This window comes from Streptomyces sp. NPDC054956, assembly GCF_053609185.1.
Genome location: NZ_JBSGXB010000560.1, coordinates 1 through 2,443, shown reverse-complemented (window position 1 = coordinate 2,443; position 2,443 = coordinate 1). Strand labels below are relative to the sequence as shown.

The 2,443-nt window shown below is 72.1% G+C and carries 2 protein-coding genes; one reads left to right on the top strand and one right to left on the bottom strand.

What is annotated here, in order from left to right:
* Positions 1 to 33 precede the first annotated feature (33 nt).
* On the bottom strand, positions 34 to 957 hold the full coding sequence (locus tag ACWGDE_RS38225; RefSeq protein WP_453393691.1) for a Yip1 family protein: 924 nt from the start codon (positions 955 to 957) through the stop codon (positions 34 to 36).
* A gap of 287 nt (positions 958 to 1,244) precedes the next feature.
* On the opposite strand from ACWGDE_RS38225, the gene ACWGDE_RS38220 reads away from it, so the two are divergent.
* Positions 1,245 to 2,288: a hypothetical protein gene (locus tag ACWGDE_RS38220; protein ID WP_453393690.1), complete on the top strand. Its 1,044-nt coding sequence runs from the start codon at positions 1,245 to 1,247 to the stop codon at positions 2,286 to 2,288.
* Positions 2,289 to 2,443: the final 155 nt, after the last annotated feature.

The window sequence follows — 2,443 nt, the reverse complement described above, 5'->3', positions numbered from 1 at the left end:
CCCCTTGCGTGCGTGCCGCAGGGCAGCCGTGCCTCAGATCGTGCCCAGCTTGATGATCGACAGCAGTGCGATCAGCTGGATGGCCGACGCGCCCAGGGCCTTCGGCCACGGCAGGTCGTGCGATTTGGCGACGAGCGAGGTGAAGAGCGCTCCGGCCGCCACCCAGGTGGCCCAGCCCAGCACCTGCACGAGCATGTTGTCGCCGCCCAGGAACATCGCGAAGAGCAGGCGCGGGACGTCCGTGAGGCTCATGACCAGCATCGACAGGCCCACGGTCGGCTGCCAGGCCCCGTCGCCGCCCAGCTGGCGGGCCAGCGTGTGGGTGACGGCGCCGAGGATCAGGCCGCAGAGCACGAAGGCCACGCCCGCCGACAGCACGATCGGGACGGCGTTCGACAGGGTGGCGTTGATGACGTCCTTGCGGGTGTCGTCGAGGCCGAAGACCGCGAGCAGCCCGTAGAGGAAGGTCACGGTCAGCGCCGGCCCCCATACGGCGTAGTCGCGCATCTGCAGGAAGGTCGGCCCGGGCCGCGTCACGATGCCGCGCAGGAGTTCCTTCCACGGCAGCCGGGGACCGGTGGGGGCGGCGGCCTGGGCCGCGCCCGCCTGGTAGGTGGCTCCCTGGTTGTACGGGTACGGGTCCTCGCCGAAGGCGAAGGCGCGGGTGTGCCCCGGAGCGTCGCCCGGGTTCCCGGTGCCGCCGGGGCCCTGTCCGTACCCGTAGCCGGGCTGCCCGCCGTGATCCGCGGGGCCGGCGTGCGGGTCGAAGTACTCGGGCTCGCCGTGGCCCCCGGCGGAGGCCTGCTGCGGCCACTGCTGGGGGGAGTAGGGCTGCTGGCCGTACGGCGGCTGGGGCGCCTGGTGGGGCGCCTGCTGCTGACCGTACGGCTGCTGCCGCGGGGGTTGTTGCGGGGTGCGGTTGTTGTCCCGGCCGCGTCCGATCCTGAATCCAGCCACGTGATCGAAAGTACCCGCTCCGGAGGGGGACGGTGGCCGGGGTGCCGGAAACGGCACCCTTTGCGGCTGACCTGTGACATCCCCTAGGGGGTATGGGGAGGGTCGTCTCAGGGTGGCGCGGGGTGGGTTACGTGGCTGCGCGGCAGTCTGCGGGTCGCTGTTACACGGCCGCCGGAATACGGACATACCGGGCCCGTAGCTTCGTAGGAGTCGCCGCGAAGGCGGCGCAGCACGCAGTACGCAGCACGAAGCACGCAGCACCCACGAGTACGAGAAGAGCCCTCGACATGCGCAGCCCCCGCCGCACCACCCTCCGTACCGCCGCGGTCGTCGCCGGTGCGGCCGCCGTCCTGGCCCTCCCGGTCGGATCCGCCTTCGCGGACTCCCCGGCCGTCCCGGAGCCCCAGGTGCTGCCCGGCATCGACCAGCCGTCCGTGGACCCGCAGGACCCTCAGGACCCGCAGAAGCCGCAGGTCGACCCGAGCGTCCCGCCGACGACCCCGCCGACCACGCCGCCCACGACGCCTCCGACCACCCCGCCGACGACGCCGCCCGCGAAGCCGTCCGTCCGGGCGTACGTCACGACCGTGAAGCTGGCCGACGGGTCGGTCGCCAAGGTCTACAAGTTCGGCGAAGGCCACTTCGAGGCCGACATCTTCTCCGGCGACGTCAAGCTGGACACCCTCGTCAGCAAGGACGGCCGGCCGGCGTACGGCCAGAACAACGGCCTGCACGTGGTCCTCCAGCCGAACGGCACCGTCACCTCGTGGCTCGAGGGCGGGACGAAGCCGGTCGAGAAGCCGGTGGAGAAGCCCGTGGAGAAGCCGGCGCAGAAGAAGGAGACCTCGGTACGGGTGACCATGCCCGACGGGCGGATCGCGAAGCTGATCGACGGCCCGGGCGGCAAGCGCGCCGTCATCTCGATGCCGAACGGGAACGTCCTCGGCACGCTCGACCTGAAGCACCCGTCCGCGGTGAACGACGGCTGGACCTACAAGCTGGTCCAGGACGGGAAGCGCGTGAAGTTCGTCGTAATCGACGGCAAGAACGGCGGGAACAGCTGGGTGTACGACTTCGGCAGCGGCAAGCTGATCGAGAAGTACGAGGTCGCGAAGGACGTGCAGAAGGACGCGAAGCCGGCCACCAAGAAGTCGGCGGACCGGGTCGTGCCGAAGGGCGGCGTGAAGGCCGGCGCGGAGGGTGTGACGCCGGTGTCCGCGACCGGTGACGACTCGACCCTGCTGCTCGCCGCCGGCGGTGGCATGGCGGCGGTGGGCGCCGCGGGCCTCGGCTTCGCGATGCTCCGCCGCAAGCGCACGAACCACTCCTGACCCACGGGTCCCATCGGGGGTTGGTGGGGCGGGGCCGCTGCGCGGGGCTTTCCCCCCCACCCTGCCCCTTCCCGCTGCGCCGGACTGCGCGGCTCCGCCGCGTGGCGGGGCTCCGCCCCGGGCCCCGGAACGCGGAATGGCCCGCCCCCACAGGG